Annotated in this window: 16 protein-coding genes and 1 pseudogene; 9 read left to right on the top strand and 8 right to left on the bottom strand. The window is 69.4% G+C overall.

The window, feature by feature from the left end; genetic code table 11:
- Nucleotides 1–17: 17 nt before the first annotated feature.
- Genes QP939_RS05910 through QP939_RS05895 form a run of 4 tightly spaced genes read right to left on the bottom strand, consistent with a single transcriptional unit; the run spans nt 18 to nt 4,591 of the window.
- Nucleotides 18–1,004 carry an ABC transporter permease gene (locus tag QP939_RS05910; protein ID WP_285455539.1) on the bottom strand — a complete coding sequence of 329 codons (987 nt, stop codon included), beginning with the start codon at nt 1,002–1,004 and terminating at the stop codon, nt 18–20.
- Nucleotides 1,001–1,957 carry an ABC transporter permease gene (locus QP939_RS05905; RefSeq protein ID WP_285455538.1) on the bottom strand — a complete coding sequence of 319 codons (957 nt, stop codon included), beginning with the start codon at nt 1,955–1,957 and terminating at the stop codon, nt 1,001–1,003. Before QP939_RS05905 ends, QP939_RS05910 begins: the two co-directional genes overlap by 4 nt.
- Nucleotides 1,950–3,515 (bottom strand): sugar ABC transporter ATP-binding protein, encoded by a 1,566-nt coding sequence (locus QP939_RS05900; RefSeq protein ID WP_285455537.1) that lies wholly within the window; start codon nt 3,513–3,515, stop codon nt 1,950–1,952. Before QP939_RS05900 ends, QP939_RS05905 begins: the two co-directional genes overlap by 8 nt.
- Entirely contained in the window at nt 3,515–4,591 is a 1,077-nt protein-coding gene (locus QP939_RS05895; protein ID WP_285455536.1) for an ABC transporter substrate-binding protein, read from the bottom strand. Before QP939_RS05895 ends, QP939_RS05900 begins: the two co-directional genes overlap by 1 nt.
- 156 nt (nt 4,592–4,747) lie before the next feature.
- On the opposite strand from QP939_RS05895, the gene QP939_RS05890 reads away from it, so the two are divergent.
- Nucleotides 4,748–5,746 (top strand): LacI family DNA-binding transcriptional regulator, encoded by a 999-nt coding sequence (locus tag QP939_RS05890; protein ID WP_285455534.1) that lies wholly within the window; start codon nt 4,748–4,750, stop codon nt 5,744–5,746.
- A gap of 570 nt (nt 5,747–6,316) precedes the next feature.
- On the opposite strand, the gene QP939_RS05885 is transcribed toward QP939_RS05890, so the two are convergent.
- Nucleotides 6,317–6,673 carry a hypothetical protein gene (locus QP939_RS05885; protein WP_285455532.1) on the bottom strand — a complete coding sequence of 119 codons (357 nt, stop codon included), beginning with the start codon at nt 6,671–6,673 and terminating at the stop codon, nt 6,317–6,319.
- Between the two features lie 146 nt (nt 6,674–6,819).
- Complete coding sequence (locus QP939_RS05880) at nt 6,820–7,977, bottom strand: AAA family ATPase (RefSeq protein ID WP_285455531.1); 1,158 nt, start codon at nt 7,975–7,977, stop codon at nt 6,820–6,822.
- Nucleotides 7,978–8,151: 174 nt separating this feature from the next.
- On the opposite strand from QP939_RS05880, the gene QP939_RS05875 reads away from it, so the two are divergent.
- Genes QP939_RS05875 through QP939_RS05845 form a run of 7 tightly spaced genes read left to right on the top strand, consistent with a single transcriptional unit; the run spans nt 8,152 to nt 17,214 of the window.
- Complete coding sequence (locus QP939_RS05875) at nt 8,152–10,143, top strand: fibronectin type III domain-containing protein (protein ID WP_285455530.1); 1,992 nt, start codon at nt 8,152–8,154, stop codon at nt 10,141–10,143.
- Between the two features lie 11 nt (nt 10,144–10,154).
- Nucleotides 10,155–11,030 carry a carbohydrate ABC transporter permease gene (locus QP939_RS05870; protein ID WP_285455529.1) on the top strand — a complete coding sequence of 292 codons (876 nt, stop codon included), beginning with the start codon at nt 10,155–10,157 and terminating at the stop codon, nt 11,028–11,030.
- Nucleotides 11,031–11,037: 7 nt separating this feature from the next.
- Nucleotides 11,038–11,916, top strand: coding sequence for a carbohydrate ABC transporter permease (locus QP939_RS05865; RefSeq protein WP_285455528.1), 879 nt, complete (start codon nt 11,038–11,040; stop codon nt 11,914–11,916).
- On the top strand, nt 11,913–14,198 hold the full coding sequence (locus tag QP939_RS05860; protein WP_285455527.1) for a glycosyl hydrolase family 95 catalytic domain-containing protein: 2,286 nt from the start codon (nt 11,913–11,915) through the stop codon (nt 14,196–14,198). Before QP939_RS05865 ends, QP939_RS05860 begins: the two co-directional genes overlap by 4 nt.
- Entirely contained in the window at nt 14,198–15,163 is a 966-nt protein-coding gene (locus QP939_RS05855; protein ID WP_285455526.1) for an acetylxylan esterase, read from the top strand. The genes QP939_RS05860 and QP939_RS05855 overlap by 1 nt, the downstream gene beginning before the upstream one ends.
- Nucleotides 15,160–16,515 carry an ABC transporter substrate-binding protein gene (locus QP939_RS05850; protein WP_285455525.1) on the top strand — a complete coding sequence of 452 codons (1,356 nt, stop codon included), beginning with the start codon at nt 15,160–15,162 and terminating at the stop codon, nt 16,513–16,515. The genes QP939_RS05855 and QP939_RS05850 overlap by 4 nt, the downstream gene beginning before the upstream one ends.
- Nucleotides 16,516–16,542: 27 nt before the next feature.
- Nucleotides 16,543–17,214 carry a GntR family transcriptional regulator gene (locus QP939_RS05845; RefSeq protein WP_285455524.1) on the top strand — a complete coding sequence of 224 codons (672 nt, stop codon included), beginning with the start codon at nt 16,543–16,545 and terminating at the stop codon, nt 17,212–17,214.
- Nucleotides 17,215–17,292: 78 nt separating this feature from the next.
- Here QP939_RS05845 and QP939_RS05840 read toward each other — a convergent pair.
- A pseudogene (locus tag QP939_RS05840) lies at nt 17,293–17,848 on the bottom strand (snapalysin family zinc-dependent metalloprotease).
- 175 nt (nt 17,849–18,023) lie between these two features.
- The gene (locus tag QP939_RS05835) at nt 18,024–18,515 is read right to left on the bottom strand and encodes a winged helix-turn-helix transcriptional regulator (protein ID WP_285455523.1); all 492 of its coding nucleotides are present in this window, start codon (nt 18,513–18,515) and stop codon (nt 18,024–18,026) included.
- 102 nt (nt 18,516–18,617) lie between these two features.
- Between QP939_RS05835 and QP939_RS05830 the strand changes: the two genes are divergently transcribed.
- Nucleotides 18,618–19,322 (top strand): SDR family oxidoreductase, encoded by a 705-nt coding sequence (locus QP939_RS05830; protein ID WP_285455522.1) that lies wholly within the window; start codon nt 18,618–18,620, stop codon nt 19,320–19,322.
- Nucleotides 19,323–19,331: the final 9 nt, after the last annotated feature.

Raw genomic sequence — 19,331 nt, 5'->3', positions numbered from 1 at the left:
CTGGTAGGGGACAGGGGTCAGCGGGTTCGGGAACGCGCCAGCAGGCGCTGGATCACCACGACGACGAGCAGGAAGGCCCCGCTCACCACCGTCTGGTAGTTGGAGTCGAGGGTGCCGATCTGGTTGATGACGTTCTGGATCAGCGTGCGCAGCAGCACGCCGACGAGCGTGCCGATGATCGTCCCGGCGCCGCCGGTGAGCAGCGTGCCGCCGATGACGACGACCGAGATCGCGTCGAGTTCGGTGCCGACGCCGATGACCGTGACGCCGGACTGCAGGTACGCGGCGGTGAGCACACCGGCGAACCCGGCGAGGGCGCCGCTGAGCGTGTAGAGGCTGATCTTGGTGCGGGCCACCGGCAGGCCCATGAGCAGCGCGGACTGCTCGGCACCGCCGATGGCGAACACCGACTGGCCGAACCGCGTGCGGCGCAACAGGAGCCCGCCGAGCGCGAAGAGGACCAGCGTCAGGTAGACCGGGACGCCGACGCCGAAGATCGTGCCCTGGCCGAGCCAGAGGAACGCCGAGCCCGGGTCCACTTTGTACGTCGTCGCGCCTTCGGACGTCAGGGCCAGCAGGAGTCCGCGGGCGAACAGGAGACTCGCCAGCGTCACGATGAACGGCGCCATCCCGGTGCGGGCGATGAGGATGCCGTTGACGAACCCGATCAGCGAACACACCGCCAGGGGCAGCAGGATCGCGACGACCAGCCCGTACTGCGCGCCGTACGCGGCGAGGACACCGCCGAGCGCGTAGTTCGAGCCGACCGACAGGTCGATGCCGCCGGAGATGATCACGAACGTCATGCCGAGCGCGATCACCGCGAGGAACGAGCCCTGCAGCACGAGGCTGCGCAGGTTGTCCGCGGTACCGAAGTGCGGGAACGCGAACCACGACGCGGCGATGCCGAGCACGAGCACGACGGCCGCGCCCTGGCGCTGCAGGACGCCCGCGAACGCCGCGTTGCGGGCGGGGATCGGAGTCGCGGACTGAGTTGTCGTCACTTGCTGCTCCGCTCACGCGCGACGTAGACCGCGACGACGATGATGGCCGCCTGGACCATCTGCGCGGTCGAGTCCGGCAGGTTGTGCTTGATCAGGGTCGCTTGGACGAGCTGCATGAGCAGCGCGCCGAACACGGTGCCGAGCACGCGGACCCGGCCGCCGGTCAGCGGGGTGCCGCCGACGACGACCGCGGTGATCGCGGACAGCTCCATCAGCAGGCCGACGTCGCTCGGGTCGCTGGCGGCCAGCCGCGACGTCGCCAGCACGCCGGCCACCGCGGCCAGTGCCCCGGAGATGACGTACACGCTGACGAGCACGCGCTTCACCGGCAGGCCGGCCAGGGTGCTGGCGGCGCGGTTGCCGCCGACCGCGACCAGGTGCCGCCCGAACGTCGTGCGCTGGACGACCAGCCCGGCCAGCACCGCGAGCACGCCCGCGACGATGACCATGATCGGCACGCCCAGGAAGTCGCCGGTGCCGAGGGCCAGGAAGTCCTGGTTGTGCAGCTGGACGAGCTGGCCGTGCGCGATCACCAGGGCCAGCCCGCGCAAGCCGACGAGCAACGCGAGCGTCGCGATGATCGGCTGGATCCCGAGGTAGGCCACCAGGTAGCCGCTGAACAGGCCGGACACGATCCCGGCGATGACCGCGACGACGATCGCCATGGCCGGGCCCGCGCCGAGGTAGAGCGGGATGAGCGCGGCGGAGATCGACATCACCGAGCCGACCGACAGGTCGATGCCCTCGGTGCCGATCACCAGCGCCATGCCGAGCGCGACGATGCAGACCGGCGCCGCCTGCACCAGCTGGGTGCGGAAGTTGGCCGCGGACAGGAAGTTCTCGGTGAAGAACACGTTGAACAGCAGCAGCACCACGACGGCCAGGTAGACGCCGTAGTTCTGCAGCCACGCCGTGACGTTCGCGCGGTCTCTGGTCAGGGTGGCGCTAGACATCGTTGTCACCCTCGGTGGTCTCGGCGGCGATCGCGGTCAGGACGTTCTCCTCGGTGATCCGGTCGCCGGTCAGCTCGCCGACGACCGAGCCGTCGCGCAGCACGACCACGCGGTCGGAGCCGTCGATCAGCTCTTCGAGTTCGGACGAGATGAGCAGCACGCCGAGCCCTTCCTGCGCGAGTTCGTCGATCAAGGCCTGGACTTCGGCCTTGGCGCCGACGTCGATGCCGCGGGTCGGTTCGTCCAGCAGCAGGATCTTCGGGCCGGTGGCCAGCCAGCGGGCGAGCAGTACTTTTTGCTGGTTGCCGCCGGACAGCTCGGACACCTTCTGCTCCGGGCTGGACGCCTTGATCCGCAGGCGGTCCATGAAGATCTTGACGATCTTGTCCTGCCTGGCCTTGCTGACCAGGCCGAACGGCGAGAGCGTCGGCAGCGCCGCGAGCACGATGTTCTCGCGCACTGACAGGTTGGGGATGATGCCGTCGGTCTTGCGGTCCTCGGCCAGCAGCGCGATCCCGGCGCGCATGGCGGCCTTGATCTTTCCCTTTTTGAGGGGTTTCCCGGCCAGCAGGACACTGCCGCCGTCGAGCGGGAACGCGCCGACGATGGCCCGCGCGGTCTCGCTGCGGCCGGAGCCGAGCAGCCCGGCCAGCCCGACGACCTCGCCGGGCCGGATGCTCACCGAGACGTCGTGCAGCTTGCGCATCCCGCTGAGGTTTTCGGCTTTGAGCAGCGGTTCGCGCTCGACGTCGTGCTCCTCGCCGAACGCCGTGACGCCCTCTTCGCGGATCTGGCGGATCTCGCGGCCGAGCATCATGGACACGAGCTCGATGCGCGGCAGCGGCTTCAGCGGTCCACTGTGGACGACTCGGCCGTCGCGCAGCACGGTGACGCTGTCGCACACCCGGTACAGCTCGTCCATCCGGTGGCTGACGTAGACGATCGCGATGCCCTCGGCGTGCAGCCGGTTCAGCACCTCGAAGAGCGTCTCGACCTCGCGCGGCTCGAGCGACGACGTCGGCTCGTCCATGATGACGACCTTCGCGTCGGTCGAGACCGCGCGGGCGAGCGCGACCATCTGCTGCGCGCCGACACCCAGGGTGTGCAGCGGCCGCTTGACGTCGTCGGTGATGCCGTAGCCCTTGAGCAGCTCGCGGGCGTCGGCGTACATCCTCGACCAGTCGACGAGACCGGCCTTCGTGCGCGGCTCGCGGCCGAGGAAGACGTTGCCGGCGATGCTCATCAGCGGGACGAGGTTGACCTCCTGGTAGATCGTGGAGATCCCGGCCCGCTGCGCGTCGATCGGCCGCTTGAACGTCACCGGCTCGCCGAGGTGGCGCACCTCGCCCTCGTCGGGCTGGTAGACGCCGGTGAGCACCTTGATCAGCGTGGACTTGCCGGCGCCGTTCTCGCCGACCAGCGCGTGCACCTCGCCCGGCCGCAGCGCGAAGCTGACGTCGTCGAGGGCGAGGGTGCCGGGGAACCGCTTGGTCACCCCGGCCACCTCGAGCACCGGTGCGGTCGTCATGGCGACGTCCTCTTCGGTGGCTGCCGTCATCAGTACGCGTTCCCGACCTTCTGGGACGCGTTGGTCTCGTCGTACTGGTCGTCGGTGATCACGATGCTGGCCGGGATGGCCTCGCCGTTCTCGAACTTCTGCAGCGTCTGGAAGGCCAGCGGGCCGAAGCGCGGGTTGGACTCGATGACGGCGTTGTAGCTGCCGTCGGCGATCAGCTGCACGGCGTTGCGGGTGCCGTCGATCGAGATGACCTTGACGTCCTTGCCCGGCGTCTTGCCGGCGGTCTTGAGCGCGTTGACCGCGCCGACGCCCATTTCGTCGTTCTCGGCGTAGACGGCGGTGATGTCCGGGTGGCTCTGGATGAGCTGCTCCATCACGGCCTGGCCCTTGGAGCGGTCGAACTCACCGGTCTGCTCGGCGACCACGGAGAGTCCCGGCGTCTTCGCGAGCTCGTCCTTGAAGCCCTTGGTGCGGTCGGTCGTGACGTTGTTGCCGGACGAGCCGAGCAGGATGGCGACCTTGCCGGTGCCGCCGGTGACCCGGGCGGTCTCCTGCGCGGCGCGCTTGCCCTGCTCGACGAAGTTGGAGCCGATGAAGGTCAGGTAGTCGGTGCACGGCTGCGACGTCACCTTGCGGTCGATGGTGACGACCGGGACCTTCTTGGCCTTCGCGGCGTCGAGGGCGGGCTGGAGGCCGTCGGAGTTCAGCGGCGCGACGATGAGCAGCTGGGCACCCCGGTCGAGCAGCGACTTGATGTCGCTGATCTGCCGGTTGAGGTCGCTCTGGGCGTTGGTGACGAGCAGCTTGTCGTTCGCGATGCCGAGCTTCGCGGCTTCGTCGCGAATGGACTGCGTCTCGGCGATCCGGAACGGGTTGGCTTCCTTTTCGGACTGGGAGAAACCCACGACCGCGGTCTTGAGGTCGACCTTGGGGTAGCCGGTCTTCTCGAGCGTGCAGCCGTCGGCGCTGGGCGCGACGGACTGGGCGCTGGCGGCGGGACCACCACCGCTGGAGGGGGCGGCGGGGGTTTCTTCCCTGGCGGTGCAGGAGGTGAGGGTGATGGCGGCGGCGGCCGCGGTGGCGACGACCAGCAGGGGGCGGGTGGGCAGGGGCACGGTGACTCCTCGGGCAGCGACGATGATGGCCCGCTCACCGGGGTGATCGGAGTCACCGCGGGAGCCTTGAGGTACTTTTTACATCGTTGGAACAACGTTGTAAACCGGCAAAAAATATCGCTACACTTCGTGCTCACTACAGCGAAGGGACCGCCCGTGACCGTGACGCTCAAGGACGTCGCCACGCTCGCCGGAGTGTCGGTGAAGACGGTGTCGAACGTGGTGAACGGCTACGCCTTCGTCAAGCCGGAGAACCGCAGGCGGGTGGAGGAGGCCCTGGCGGCGACGGGCTACCGGCCCAACGTGGGGGCGCGCAACCTGCGCCGAGGGAGGACGGGGTTCTTGGCGCTGATGGTGCCGGAGCTGTCGATCCCGTACTTCGGCGAGCTGGCGGGGTTGGTGATCACGGCGGCCCAGAAGCGCGGCTGGAGTGTGTTGATCGAGCAGACCCAGGGAACGCGCTCACGGGAGAGGGAGACGTTGTCCTCGCTGGGGCCGCACCTGGTGGACGGAGCGTTGGTCCACCCGGAGGCCCTGGAGGCGGCGGACTTTCCGTCACCGGGGGAGATCCCACTGGTGATGCTGGGCGAGCACGCGGTGGACGTACCGATCGACCACGTGGCGATCGACAACGTACTGGCGGCGCAGACGGCGGTGACCCATCTGGCTTCACTCGGGCGGACCAGGATCGCGGCTATTGGGCGGAATCCGTCTCGTGGGACGTCTTCTCAGCGGTTGGCCGGGTATCGGTCGGCTTTGGATTCGGCTGGGTTGTCCTATTCGGACTCTCTGGTGGCCCCGGCGGAGAAGTGGCACAGGTCCGTGGGGGCGGCGGCTATGCGTTCGCTTCTGGCTTTGCCCGCACCGCCGGACGCGGTGTTCTGTTTCAACGATCTGCTGGCCATCGGAGCCATGCGGGCGGTGGCCGAGCTGGGGTTGCGGGTACCGGAGGACGTGGCGATCGTCGGTTTCGACAACAACGAAGAGAGCGCGTTCTCGCTGCCTTCGTTGACTACGATCGCACCGGACAAGGCGGCGTTGGCCGAGGCGGCGATCGAGCTGGTGCACCGGCGGATCACTGGGGACAAGACGTCGCCACCGCAGGACATCCAGACGCCGTTCGCGTTGGAGATCAGGGAGAGCACGGGCGGTTAGCCGACCCAGACAAAGGAGCTGGGTGGTCATCCCGTCGCCTGAGGCCATCAAATCACTTTGAGCCAGGCCCGCAACTACCTGGTCTACTTCAGCCGAAGTACGGAAGCTTGCGGGCCTGGCTCAAAGTGATAGGCCTCAATCAGGCGACGGGATGACCACCCAGCGGCCCACCTCTCCAGCGTGAGAGGACTACGAGGCCCCGGCCATCCCGGAGCCTGCCCGTCCGGCGAGGACATTTCTTGAAAGGCCGGGCCCGACATCCCCCACCCCTCCTCGCGGAGTGTTCAGCCGCCGGTTGAGCTTGTCAAGGCGGGAAAGCGTGCCTTGACAAGCTCAACCGTCGACTGAAGGGCGGCGAGGACGAGGGGCGGGGGAGGTCTGGTGATCTCGTGCCTGGTTCGCGTTGCCGGCCGCCGGTTGCTCAGGTGACCTCTTGGCCACCTTCCGTTTCTGGCCGCCGGTGATCGCTCAATCGCCCGCCCCCGAGGTCGCGAATGACTCATTCGGGACCTCCGAGGTCCCGAATGAGTCATTCGCGACACCCGCACCCGGGCCGAGAGTGCGGGCCGGTCAGCAAGGTGCGACGGCTCCGGTCGTTCCCACTGCGCACCACCCGGGGTGGGTTGCGAGCCAGGCGTCGCGTTCGCGTTCGACGTCTTCCTGGGTCAGGCCGCGGGCCGCGTTGAGGCAGCCGCCCGTTTGGCAGTCCTCGGCCTTCGGCCGGGTCGTTGTGGCCTTGCGCGGCTGGGCCGTGGTGGTCGTGGTGACGACGACCGTCTCTGTCGTGGTGGCCGTTTCGGTGACCGTCACCGGCTCGGCCGTGACCGTTGTCGGTACCGGCTGCGGGGTCTGAGCCGCGGGGGCCGATGTGCAGCCACCGGCCAGCACGGTGACCGCGAACAGGCCGGCGATGGCGAACGGACGCATGATCGAGAACCTTCGGTGCGGCGGACGATGCTCCCACGATCCGCCTCGGCGATTCGGCTCACCAGGGCCGTTGGACCCGGCCGGACCCGCGTCTTGAATGAGTCATTCAGGACCTCCGACGCCCTGAATGACTCATTCAAGACGCGTCAGCGCGCGGGCCAGTGCCAGGACGGCCGGTCCAACCGACCCTGCCCCACCACCTTCGTCTCCCCGTACTCCTTCTCCAGCTCCACCACCTCCGCGAACTCCCCCAGCGCCCGGACCAGCGCGGAAGCATGAGACACCACCACAACCTGAGTCTCCTTCGCCGCGGAAGCGATCAACGTAGCCAGCGCCGGGAGCAAATCCGGGTGGAGGCTCGTCTCCGGCTCATTGAGCACGAGCAGCTCCGGCGGCCGCGGCGTCAGCAAAGCCGCTACCCACAACAAAAACCGCAACGTTCCGTCCGAAAGCTCCGCCGCCGACAACGGCCGAAGCAACCCATGCTGGTGGAACTCGATCGACAGCAACCCGTCGCGCGACGAAACCGACAAGTGCGACCCGGGGAAGGCCGAGTCCACGATCGCGGCCAGCTCCTCCGATCGGCCCACCTCGATGATCGTCTGCAGCGCCGCCGCCAGGTCCGCTCCGTCGTGGGACAGCACGAACGTCCTTGTTCCGATGCGGGACTGGCGGGCCGGGGCCGTCGCGTCCGTGCGGAAGTGGTCGTAGAACCGCCACGAGCGGATTCGCTCGCGCACCACCAGCAGCTCCGGGCACGCCCTCGGGTCCGCGAACTCGCTCAGCATGCTGTCCGACAGCCGGATCTTGAACGTCTCCTCGCCCCACGCCCCCGAGGCGACGCGCGTGCGTACCGAGGGGCCCGCCCGGTCCGCCAGCAACGCCGCCGGGCGCAACACCGGGCCCGACCACACCGCTTCCCTCTTGAACTCCGGGTCCAGGTTGAACACCGTCTCGCCCGGGACCGGCAGCCCCAGGTCCAGTGCGTAGCCGAACTCGTCGCCCGCGAAGCCCAACCTCAGGCCGACCGCCTTCGTGCGGACCGTGCCCTGGACTGGTGTGCGACCCGAACGCACCGATCGGCCCACCGTCTCCGGCCCTGCCCACAACGTCGATGGCAGCCCGCCCTCCTGGGCCAGCGCCGACACCGCGCCGTTGCGGGAGGCCTCCGCCAGGAGTCGCAACGCTCGGTACAAGCTCGACTTGCCGCTTCCGTTGGGCCCCGTCACCACCGTCAAGCCCGACAGCGGCAGCACCAGGTCGCGCAGTGAGCGGTAGTTCTCTACGGCGAGCGTGGTCAGCATCGCTCGAACCTAACGTGCCCGGATTCGTCCGATCTTTGTCCGGCGAGAGCGTTGACATCCGTGAAAGTCAGCAGCAAGAATCAGCCGTCGTCGATCCTATAGGATCCACGGTTCGTCAAAACGGGCCGTGGTCCTCCGATGTCTGACGTCCCCACCGACCTCGAAGGAGTGGTCATGGCAGCACGCGGCAGACGGGCACTCGGTGCCCTCGCCGGACTGACGGTGATCGCGGGCCTGCTCACGGCTCCCGCGGCGGCCGCGGAGCCCGAAGTCCAGGCGCAGGTAGCCCAAAAGCCCTACCTGGGCTGGAGCAGCTGGAGCCTCGAGTCGACGAACTACCCCGGCGTCAACCCGACCGGCCCGGCCAGCTGGCTCACCGAGGCGCACGTCCTCCAGCAGGCCGACGTCCTCGCCGCGAAGTTCAAGCAGCACGGCTACACCTACGTCAACATCGACGCCGGCTGGTCCAACGGCTATGACGAGTACGCCCGCCCGGTCGTCAACCCGACCACTTTCCCCGATGGCATGAAGCACGTCGCCGACTACGTCCACGGCAAGGGCCTCAAGCTCGGCTCCTACCTCGCCGTCGGGCTCGACCTCAAGGCGTACAACGACGGCAACTCGCCCATCTTCGGCACCGCGAACTGCCACACCCGGGACCTCGTCTACCCCGACCTGCGCAAGACCAACGGCTGGGACTCCGCCTACAAGATCGACTTCAGCAACCCGTGCGCGCAGTCCTACGTGGACTCCGAGGCGCAGCTGCTGGCGAGCTGGGGTGTCGACTTCCTCAAGCTCGACGGCGTCGGCCCCGGCTCCTTCAAGGGCGGCGACAACTACACCAACACCACCGACGTCGAAGCGTGGCACAAGGCCATCGCCAAGACCGGCCGCCCGATGGAGTTCGTCGTCTCCTGGGCGCTCAGCCACCGCCAGGCCGACGTCTGGAAGGCCAACACCAACGGCTGGCGCGTCGACACCGACGTCGAGTGCTACTGCGACACGCTGGTGACCTGGGACAACTCGGTCAAGCAGCGCTGGAACGACGTCGTGCAGTGGATCCCCGACGCCGGGCCCGGGCACTGGAACAACCTCGACTCGCTCGACGTCGGCAGCGGCAAGATGGACGGCCTCACCGAGGCCGAGCGGCAGAGCTACATGACGCTGTGGGCCATCGAAGCCGCGCCGCTCTACATCGGGGACGACCTGACCCAGCTCGACGACTACGGCGTGAAACTCCTGACCAACGACGAGGTCATCGCCGTCAACCAGGCCGGGGTGCCGGCCAAGCCGGTCAGCCAGACCACCGACCAGCAGGTCTGGTACGCCCGCAACGCCGACGGCAGCTACACCGTCGCGCTGTTCAACCTCGCCGCCACGCCCGCCCGGGTCGGCGCCGACTTCGCGCAGCTCGGCATCTCCGGCCAGGTGCGGATCCGCGATCTCTGGGCGCACCAGGACGTCACCACCGCGGCAGCTGACCTGCCCGCGCACGGCTCGCGCCTGTTCAAGGTCACCCCGCGCGACCGCAACGCCCTCGCCGCCCCGGCCGTCGTGCACGGCACCGCGGCCACCGGCACCAGCGTCTCCCTCGCCTGGGACGCCTCGAAGGGCGCCTCGAGCTACGACGTCTTCGCGGGCGGCAAGAAGGTGGCCAGCACCACCGGCGCCAGCGTCACCGTCGCCGGGCTCACCCCGTCGACCTCGTACGACTTCACGGTGGTCGCGAACCAGCGGTACGGCAGGCCGTCCGCGCTCAGCAAGGCGATCAGCGTCACGACGCCGACGGCTGACGGCCCCAAGGCGTACGAGGCCGAGAACGGCAGTCCGCAAGGCGGCGCGACCGTGTACGACTGCGCCTGCAGCAACGGCAAGAAGGTCGGCTATCTCGGCGGCAGCGGATACGTCGTCATGCCGACCGTCACCACCGCCAAGGCGGGCACCTACCTGATGCAGCTGTCCTACGTGGACGGTGACTCCAGCCGGACCGGCATCGTCACGGTGAACGGGACCTCGTTCCCGCTGCCGGTGGCCGGGAGCAACGACAACGACTGGAACACGCCGCAGACGGTGACGATCCCGGTGTACCTGCGGGCCGGGGCCAACACCGTCCAGATCGGCAACCAGGCCGGTTACGTCTACGACGTCGACAAGATCACGGTCTAGAGGAGGTCGCCGTGGCCGCCCACCGGCACGACGCGCCGATCGCGTGGCTGCTCATCGCGCCCGCGCTCGCCGGGTTCGCGGTGTTCTTCGCCTACCCGACCCTGCGCGGGCTCTACCTGAGCTTCACCGAGTTCCACGTGCTCACCGAACCCCGGTGGATCGGCCTCGGCAACTTCGAACAACTCTTCACCGACGGCGAGTTCTGGCACTCCCTGCTCGTCACGGTCTACTTCGTGGCGCTCTCGGTGGTGCTGGGCGTGCTGGTCTCGCTGGTGACGGCGGTGATCCTGCACCGGCTCGCCGTCTCGGCCACGGTCCGCGGGCTGATGATCCTGCCGTTCCTCATCTCCGGCGTGGTCACCGCGCTCGTCTGGTCGTGGATGCTCGACCCGCAGCTCGGCATCGTCAACGTCCTGCTCACGAAGCTCACCGGCGAGCCGGTGCTGTTCTTCGGGTCCGGGGCGTGGGCGGTGCCGACGCTGGCGGGGCTCAACGTGTGGAAGTCCATGGGCTACAACGCGGTGCTGATCTTCGCCGGGCTGCAGACCATCCCGTCCACTGTGTACGAAGCGGGCCGGATCGACGGCGCGAGCGAGCCGCAGATGTTCCGCCGGCTCACCGTGCCGCTGCTGCGGCCGATCCTGGTGATGGTCGTGGTGCTCACCGTGATCAGCTCGTTCCAGATCTTCGACATCGTGCAGGTCACCACCAAGGGCGGTCCGGCGAACGCGTCGAAGGTGCTGCAGATGTACATCTACGACAAGGCGTTCGGCCAGTTCGACTTCGGGTACGCCGCGACGATGTCGCTCGCCCTGTTCGTGCTGCTGGCCGCTGTCACCTTCGCCCAGCTCCGGATGGCTCGCGCGGGCGAGTCGGATACGAACTGAGGGGACCATGCGCCGGATCTCGGCGGGCCGGGCCGTCGCCTGGGCCTACCTCGCGCTCGTGCTGGTCGTCACGATCTTCCCGTTCTACTGGATCGTGCGGACCGCGCTGTCGAACAACTACGCGCTGGCCACGGACCCGTCGTCGCCGCTGCCGGTGGGCTTCACGCTGGGGGCGTTCAAACGCGCTCTCGGCCTGGCCACTCCGGCCGAAGCCGCGGCGCAGGGCGGGTCCGGTGCGTCGATCGACCTGCTGCTCGCACTGCGGAATTCAGTGATCTACGCGGTTCTGCTGACCGTCTGCACGGTGTTCTTCTCCGCGCTGGCCGCGTTCGCCTTCTCGCGGTTGCGGTGGAAGGGGCGCAACGTCGTGTTCGGCCTGCTGCTGAGCGCGCTGATGGTGCCGCAGGTGCTGACGCTGCTGCCGAACTTCGTGCTGGTCAAGGACCTGGGGCTGCTCAACACCTTCGGCGGGATGATCCTGCCGACGGCGTTCTTTTCAGCGTTCAACATCTTCTTCCTGCGCCAGTTCATGCTCGGGCTGAGCAACGAGATCGAGGAGGCCGCGATCATCGACGGCGCGGGCCCGCTGCGCGTCTGCTTCCGCATCGTGCTCCCGATGAGCGCGGCCCCGATCGCGACGCTGGCGCTGCTGACGTTCATCACCACCTGGAACGACTACCTGTGGCCGTTGCTGGTCACCAACGACGACACCGTGCGGCCGCTGACGCTGGCGCTCGCGGTGTTCAAGCAGTCCTCGCCGCAGGCGGCGCTGGACTGGGCGGGCCTGATGGCCGCCACGCTCGTCGCGGCGCTGCCGATGCTCCTGCTGTTCGTGGCGTTCGGCCGCCGCCTGGTGAACTCGATCGGCTTCACGGGGTTGAAATGACGGATCTCCTGCTTTCCTGGCCGCACCCGGCGCACGACTGGACCGAGGCCCTGCCGGTCGGCAACGGCCGCCTCGGCGCGATGGTCTTCGGCGGTCCCGGCCGCACGCGCGTCCAGGTCAACGACGCGACCGTCTGGTCGGGCACGCCGAACGGCCCCGCCGCCGCATTGAGCGACATCGACGCCGGGCCGGACCGGCTCGCCGAGGTGCGCGAAGCCGTGTTCGCGAAGGACTTCCGGCGCGCGGAAGAACTCCTGATGGCGTTCGAAGGGCCGTACAGCCAGGAGTTCCTGCCCTATGTGGACCTTTGGCTGACGTTGCCCGACGGGGTCTCGCACGGCCGGACGCTCAACCTGGACAGCGGGGTCGTCACCGAGCGGCTCACCATCGACGGCCACGACGTCGAGCGCACGACCTGGGTGAGCCGTCCCGCGCAGGTCCTCTGCGTCGCGCTGACCGGCCCGATCGACGTCGAAGTCGATGTGTCGACACCGCTGCGGGAGGTGTCGCGCGACGGCCTCGACCTCGGCATCGAGATCCCGGTCGACGGCGCGCCGCGGCACGAACCGCAGGTCGCGGAGCCGCTGCGGTACGGGACCGTCGAGGGGTACGACCCGTTCGGCGCGGTTTCCGTCCGGATCGCCCGGACCGGGGCGGGTGTTCTGGTCGTCCTGGCCAGTTCGACCAGCGCGTACGACGCCTGGATCGGCGACCGCCAGCACACCCGCGACGAGCACCGGCGGCGCGCGGCCGTGCTCGCCGAAGCCGCCATCGCCACCGGAGCCGAGGCGTTGCGGCGAGCGCACGAGGCGGACCTGCGGCCGCTGCTCGCCGCGTCGAGCCTGCGGATCGGCGACCGCCGCGGCGGCACCCACGACGTCGCGGACCTCTTGACGGGCAAAGATGATCAGCTGACCGCGACCGTCCTCTTCCAGTACGGCCGCTACCTCCTGGCGAGCGCGTCACGGCCCGGCGCGCCCCCGGCGAACCTGCAGGGCATCTGGAACGACGACCTCCGCCCGGCCTGGTCGTCGAACTACACGATCAACATCAACACGCAGATGAACTACTGGGCCGCCGAGACGACCGGGCTCGGCGAGTGCCACCTGCCGCTGTTCGACCTGCTCGGCAAGCTCGCGAGCACGGGCGCCGACGTCGCGCGGGAGATGTACGGCGCCCGCGGCTGGGTCACCCACCACAACACCGACCCGTGGGGCTGGGCGCTGCCGGCCGGCATGGGCCACGGCAACCCGTCGTGGGCGCTCTGGCAGCTGGGCGGCGCGTGGCTGGTCCAGCACGCCTGGGAGCACTACGACTTCACGCGCGACCGCGGCTTCCTCGCCTCGACGGCGTGGCCGCTGCTGCGCGGCTGCGCCGAGTTCTGCCTGGACTGGCTGGTCGAGCACGACGGCTTCCTCGACACCTGCCCGTCGACGTCGCCGGAGAACCTGTTCCTCTCCGACGCCGGGACGAAGGAGTCGCTGACGTACTCGGCGACCATGGACGTCGCGCTGATCCGGGCCGTGTTCGAACGGAGTCTCGCCGCGGCCGGAGAACTCGGCGTCTACGACCCGGTGTGCACCGAGATCGCGGCGGCCTTGCCGCGCCTGCGCCCGCTGCCCGTGCTCTCCGACGGGCGGTTGGGGGAGTGGGCCGAGGACCTGACCGAAGAGGACCCGACGCACCGGCACCTCTCGCACCTCGTCGCGCTCTACCCGCTCGGGCAGATCGACGCCGTCGCGACGCCCGAGCTGGCCGAAGCGGCGCGGCGGGTCCTCGAGCGGCGCGGACCCGGCGCGATGGGCTGGTCGTGGGCCTGGAAGATCGCGCTGCGCGCCCGCCTCGGCGACGGCGAGACCGCGCGGAAGCTCCTCGACGAGGCGGCCCAGCCGTTCACCGGTGACCGCCACCGCGACGCGCCGGTCGACGGCTCCGAGTGGGGCGGCCTGCTGCCCAACCTGTTCAGCACGCACCCGCCGTTCCAGATCGACGGCAACTACGGCTTCCTGGCCGGGCTCGCCGAACTGGTGGTGCAGAGCCAAACCGGCGTCGTGACGCTGCTGCCCGCGCTGCCCGCGGAGTGGACCGAAGGCGAAGCCCGGGGACTGCGCTGCCGCGGCGGGCTCGCGGCCGACGTCGAATGGCGGGGCGGCGACCTCGTCTACGCGGTGCTGCGGCGGCTGTCCGGCGACCCGGCCGAGCCGGTGCGCGTGCGCTACCGCGGCCGCGAAACCGAGCTGTGGCTGCGGACCGGCGAATCGACCGTCCTGAAAGGACTGTGATGCTCACCGACCTCGGTCTCGACGCCCTGTGGGAGTACCGCAGCGGCTACGAAGCCCCCGCGGACTTCGACGCCTTCTGGGCCTCGACCCTGGCCGAAGCCCGCGAGCACGACCTGGCGGTGGACCTGACGCCGGTCGAGACGCCGCTGCGGACACTCGACGTGTACGACGTGACGTACTCCGGCTTCGGCGGGCACCGGCTGCGGGCCTGGCTGCGGCTGCCGCGCGGGGCCGAGGGGCCACTGCCCGCGATCGTCCAGTTCCACGGCTACGGCGGCAGCCGCGGCAGCGCGTTGCAGGAGCTGCACTGGGCGTCGGCCGGGTACGCGCACCTCCAGGTCGACGTGCGCGGTCAGGGCGGGGTGACGCCCGACCCGGTCGGCAGCGGCCCGGCGTACCCCGGCCACCTGACGCGGGGCATCGAAAGCCGCGAGACGTACGTCTACCGGCGGATCTTCACCGACGCCGTGCGCGCGGTCGACACCGCCCGCGCGCTGGAGCACGTCGACCCGGCGCGGGTCGCGGTGCTCGGCAACAGCCAAGGCGGCGGCATCGCGCTCGCCACCGCGGGTCTCGTCCCGGACGTCGCGGCCCTGCACGCGCAGGCGCCGTTCCTCTGCGACTTCCGGCGGGCCAGCCTGATCGGCGGCGAACGGCCGTACGTCGAGCTGTCGCGCTACCTGGCCGACCACCGCGACGCGGTCTCGCGCGTCTTCGACGTCCTGTCCTATTTCGACGGTGTCGGGTTCGCCGCGCGGGCCACGGCACCCGCGTGGTTCAGCGTCGGCCTGATGGACGGCATCGTGCCACCGTCCACAGTGTTCGGTGCCTACCACGAATACCAGGGTCCGAAGGAACTCGCCGTCTGGGAGTACAACGGCCACGAAGCCGGGGGCGCCGATGACGTCCGCGCCGTGCTCGACGGGTTCCAGCCCATCCTGACGTCCACAAAGGAGCTGACATGAAGGTTCGGGTAGCGGCGGCCGCCGGTCTGGTGGCGACGCCGGGAGCGTTGACGGCCGCCTGCGGGGGCGGCTCGGCGAGCGGCGGCGGGAACACCGTCAACTGGTGGACCTGGGACGACAAGCAGGCCGCGGCCTACCAGACGTGCGCGTCCGCGTTCGAGAAGGCCAACCCCGGCACCACGGTGAAGATCACGCAGTACAACGTGGACGACTACTTCACCAAGCTCACCGCCGGGTTCGTCGGCGGCACCGCGCCGGACGCGTTCCAGAACAGCGTCCAGTACTTCCAGGCCTACGCCGCCCAGCACCAGCTGCTGCCGCTCGACGACCTGATCGCCCGCGACAAGTTCGACCTCAAGCGGTTCTCGGTCGGCGTCGACTCGTGGAAGTTCACCGACGGCAAGCAGTACGCGCTGCCGCTCGACTGGTCCGCGACCGGGCTGTACTACAACGTCGACGCCATCACGAAGGCCGGGTACCAGCCGGAAGACCTGGCGAAGCTGACCTGGAACCCCGACGACGGCGGGACGTTCGAGAAGGTCGCGGCGCACCTGAGCGTCGACAGGAACGGCGTGCGCGGCGACCAGCCCGGCTTCGACAAGGACCACGTCGCCACCTACGGCACCGGCCAGCTGGCCTCGCGCGACTTCATCGGCGAGTCGACGTGGAGCTCGTTCGCGATGACCACGGGCTGGCGGCTGGCCGACAAGCAGTCCTGGCCGACGACCTTCAACTACGCGGACCCGGTGTTCGCCAAGACCCTGCGCTGGGTGCGGTCGCTGACCGACCGCGGGTTCGCGCCGAAGATCGGCACGTTCACCACCGGCGGCCAGGCGACGATCAGCGACACCGACCTGATCGGCTCGGGCAAGGTCGCGATGGAGACGGCCGGCTCGTGGACGGCGGGCACGTTCGCGAAGCTGCCCGGTGTCAAGGTCGGGATCACGCCGACCGTGCTGGGCCCGACGGGGAAGCGCTCGCTGCTGTCCAACTCCAACGGCAACAACATCTGGGCCGGGACCAAGAACCCCGATCTCAGCTGGAAGTGGGTGTCCTACATGGGGTCGCCGGAGTGCCAGTCGGCGGCCGGGGCGAGCGGCACGTTCTTCCCGTCGATCCCGGCTTCGATGGACGCGGCGGCCGCGGCGATGAAGGGCCAGGGCGTCGACCTGTCGGTGTTCACGTCGATGCTGAAGGACGGCTCGCTCGTGCCCGCCGTCGTCTACGGCAACGGCGCGGCGCTGCAGGACGCGGAACGGCCGCTGTTCGAGGCGTACTTCGCGCACCAGCGCGACGACAACGTGTTCGCCGAAATGGCCGAGAAGAGCCGTCAGGTGCTGGGCAAGCAGTAGCCTGGACGGACGATCGAGAGGGGACCGATGGACGGCGGACGGCGGCTCGAAGCCCTGCCGGGCAGGCAGGTGCTGGCCGACGGCGTCTACGAGCAGATCCGCGCGCTGATCATGAACGACGGCATCGAGCCCGGCGCGCGGATCAACATCGACGAGATCGCCCGCGAGCTGGGGGTCTCGGGCACCCCGGTGCGGGAAGCGCTGGCCCGGCTGGAGTCCGAGGAGCTCGTCAGCAGGCTCCCGCTGCGCGGCTACCGCGTCACGGAACTGCTGAACCGCAAGGAAGTCGACGACATGTACGCGCTGCGGTTGCTGCTGGAGCCGCCGTCGGCGGCGCTGGCGGCGAAGGCGATGTCGGACGAGAACGTGGCGCTGCTGCGAGCCGAGCTGGCGACGTGCCCGGCGGCACCGGCCGAGGACGCGTACCGCGACTACAAGGCGTTGACGGCGCACGACCAGCGGCTGCACGAGCTGATCCTCCACCTGGCCGGCAACGCGGCGGTCGAGCAGGCCTTCGCGCGGACCCACTGCCACCTGCACTTCTTCCGGCTGAACTACAACCAGCCGTTCGGCGAGCAGACGATCTCCGAGCACGCGGTGATCGTGGACGCGCTGATCGCGGGCCACGCGGCGGCGGCGAAGAAGGCGATGGCGGACCACCTCGAAGTGGCCCGCGACAGGCTGTTGTCTCGCCTCTGACCCGGCGCCGGTTGTCGTGAGTGTTTAGGGCGGTTAGAACCGCCCTAAACACTCACGACAAGCCGCGGCAGACCTACCTCACTTGACCGGCATGGTCACTTCGTACACGCGGGTCGGGGCCTTGCGTGCCCCGGCGAAACCGTTGGCCCACAACGACTCCACCTTCGCGGACTCGTCCGCGTTCGGGTTCGCGTTGGTGCAGGACGGGCCGGGGCCGCCGCCCGACATCAGCTCCGAGCACGGGCCTTCGTAGTGGTCCGGCAGGCCCAGCGCGTGCCCGGTCTCGTGGGCCGCGATGCGGGTCTGGTTGTACTGCTCGGCCTGCGTGTAGTCGATGAAGATCGTGCCGCTGCCGTGGCCGTCGGTCTGCGCGTACGAGCCGCGCGGGTCGTTGCCCTCGGTGTAGTGCAGCGTGGCACCCGAGGAGCTTCTCCTGGAGCTTGACGTTCGACACCGCCGCGTTCCAGTTGGCCGCGCCGGCGTTGATCACGTCGCGGAAGGTCGGGGCGTCCGAGGTGTCGTAGTAGACGACCGTGGCCGCTTCCGGGGCCGCGAAGGCCGGGCCGGCCGTCAGCGGCGTGGCGATCATCGCCAGAGCGACGGCGGCGCCGGGCAGCAGGTACTTCCTGGACATCGGGACGACTCCTTGCCGTGGGGAATTTGCCGGGTTTGCGCGCGCTGGGGACCGAACCTACGGAATCGCCCGGCTCTTGTGACCCGACTTTCGTACTGCACGGCGAACGGTGATTTACCAACCATCGAGGAGTCTTGACATGCGTGGGCGCGCATACGAGGATGCGCCGTCCGGCTCAGCCGACGGGCTCCGCCAGGGGGATCTCGCCCTCGGTCAGCCACGAGCCGCGCCACGCCAAGTCGTCCCTGACCAGCGGTTTTCCGCAGACGTCGCACTTTTCGCCCGGCCGGGTCAGCGCGCCGCACTTCGTGTGGACGAGCTTCATCGGCCCGTACGCGCTCGCTGACGAAGTGTGGGCGTCACCCCACGCGCCGAGTGCGTGCAGCACCGGCAACGCGTCCGAACCCGCCTTCGTCAGGCGGTATTCGTGCCGGGTGCGGCCGCCGTCGCGGTAGGGGAGCTTCGTCAGCAGCCCGCGCTCGACCAGCTTGGCCAGCCGGGTCGTCAGCACGTTGTCGGCGATGCCGAGCTGGGCGCGGAAGTCCTCGAACCGGGTGGTGCCCGCGGTCGCGTTGCGCAGGATCAGCAGCGTCCACGGCTCGGCGAGGACGTCGGCGGCGCGGGCGATCGGGCAGGACGCGTCCTCCCAGGTGATGCGGCGGCTCATGACTGTGATCCCTCCTACCTGACTTGCTCCGAGCAAGTCTACGCCGTACAGTCGGCCGCAGCTAGCTTGCAACGAGCAAGCCAGGTGCGAGAGGAGCTCGTCATGGAGATCGCGGGTGCGGTGGCGCTGGTCACCGGAGCCAACCGAGGACTCGGCCGTCAGTTCGCCGCCGCTCTCCTCGAGCGCGGCGCGGCCAAGGTCTACGCCGCCGCGCGCAATCCCGAGTCCGTCGACCTGCCGGGCGTCGTCCCGCTGAAGCTCGACGTCACGGACCCGGAGTCGATCCGCGCCGCGGCCGAGGCCGCCGGGGACGTCACGCTGCTGATCAACAACGCCGGGTCGTCGACGGGGTCGTCGCTGCTCGGCGGGTCCCTGGACGACATCCGGCTGGAGATGGACACGCACTACTTCGGCACGCTCGGCGTGACGCGCGCGTTCGCGCCGATCCTCGAGCGCAACGGCGGCGGCGCGGTGCTCAACGTGCTGTCGGTGCTTTCGTGGTTCACCGCGCCGCACGTCGCGGCCTACTCCGCGGCGAAGTCGGCGGCCTGGTCGCTGACCAACGCGCTGCGTCTGGAACTGGCGCCGCAGAAGACGCAGGTGACCGCGCTGCACGTCGGCTACATGGACACCGACATGGCCAAGCACGTCGACGGCCCGAAGGTCGACCCGGCGGTGGTGGCGGGCCTCGCGCTCGACGGCGTCGCGCAGGGCCGGTTCGAAGTGCTCGCCGACGACGTCAGCCGGAACGTGCGGGCCGGGCTCTCCGGCGAGCTGCCGGGCCTGTACCCGGCGCTGGTTTCCTGAACCGGCCGG

The organism is Amycolatopsis nalaikhensis (genome assembly GCF_030264295.1).
GTDB classification, from domain to species: domain Bacteria; phylum Actinomycetota; class Actinomycetes; order Mycobacteriales; family Pseudonocardiaceae; genus Amycolatopsis; species Amycolatopsis nalaikhensis.
This window is presented reverse-complemented; position numbering and strand designations above follow the sequence as displayed.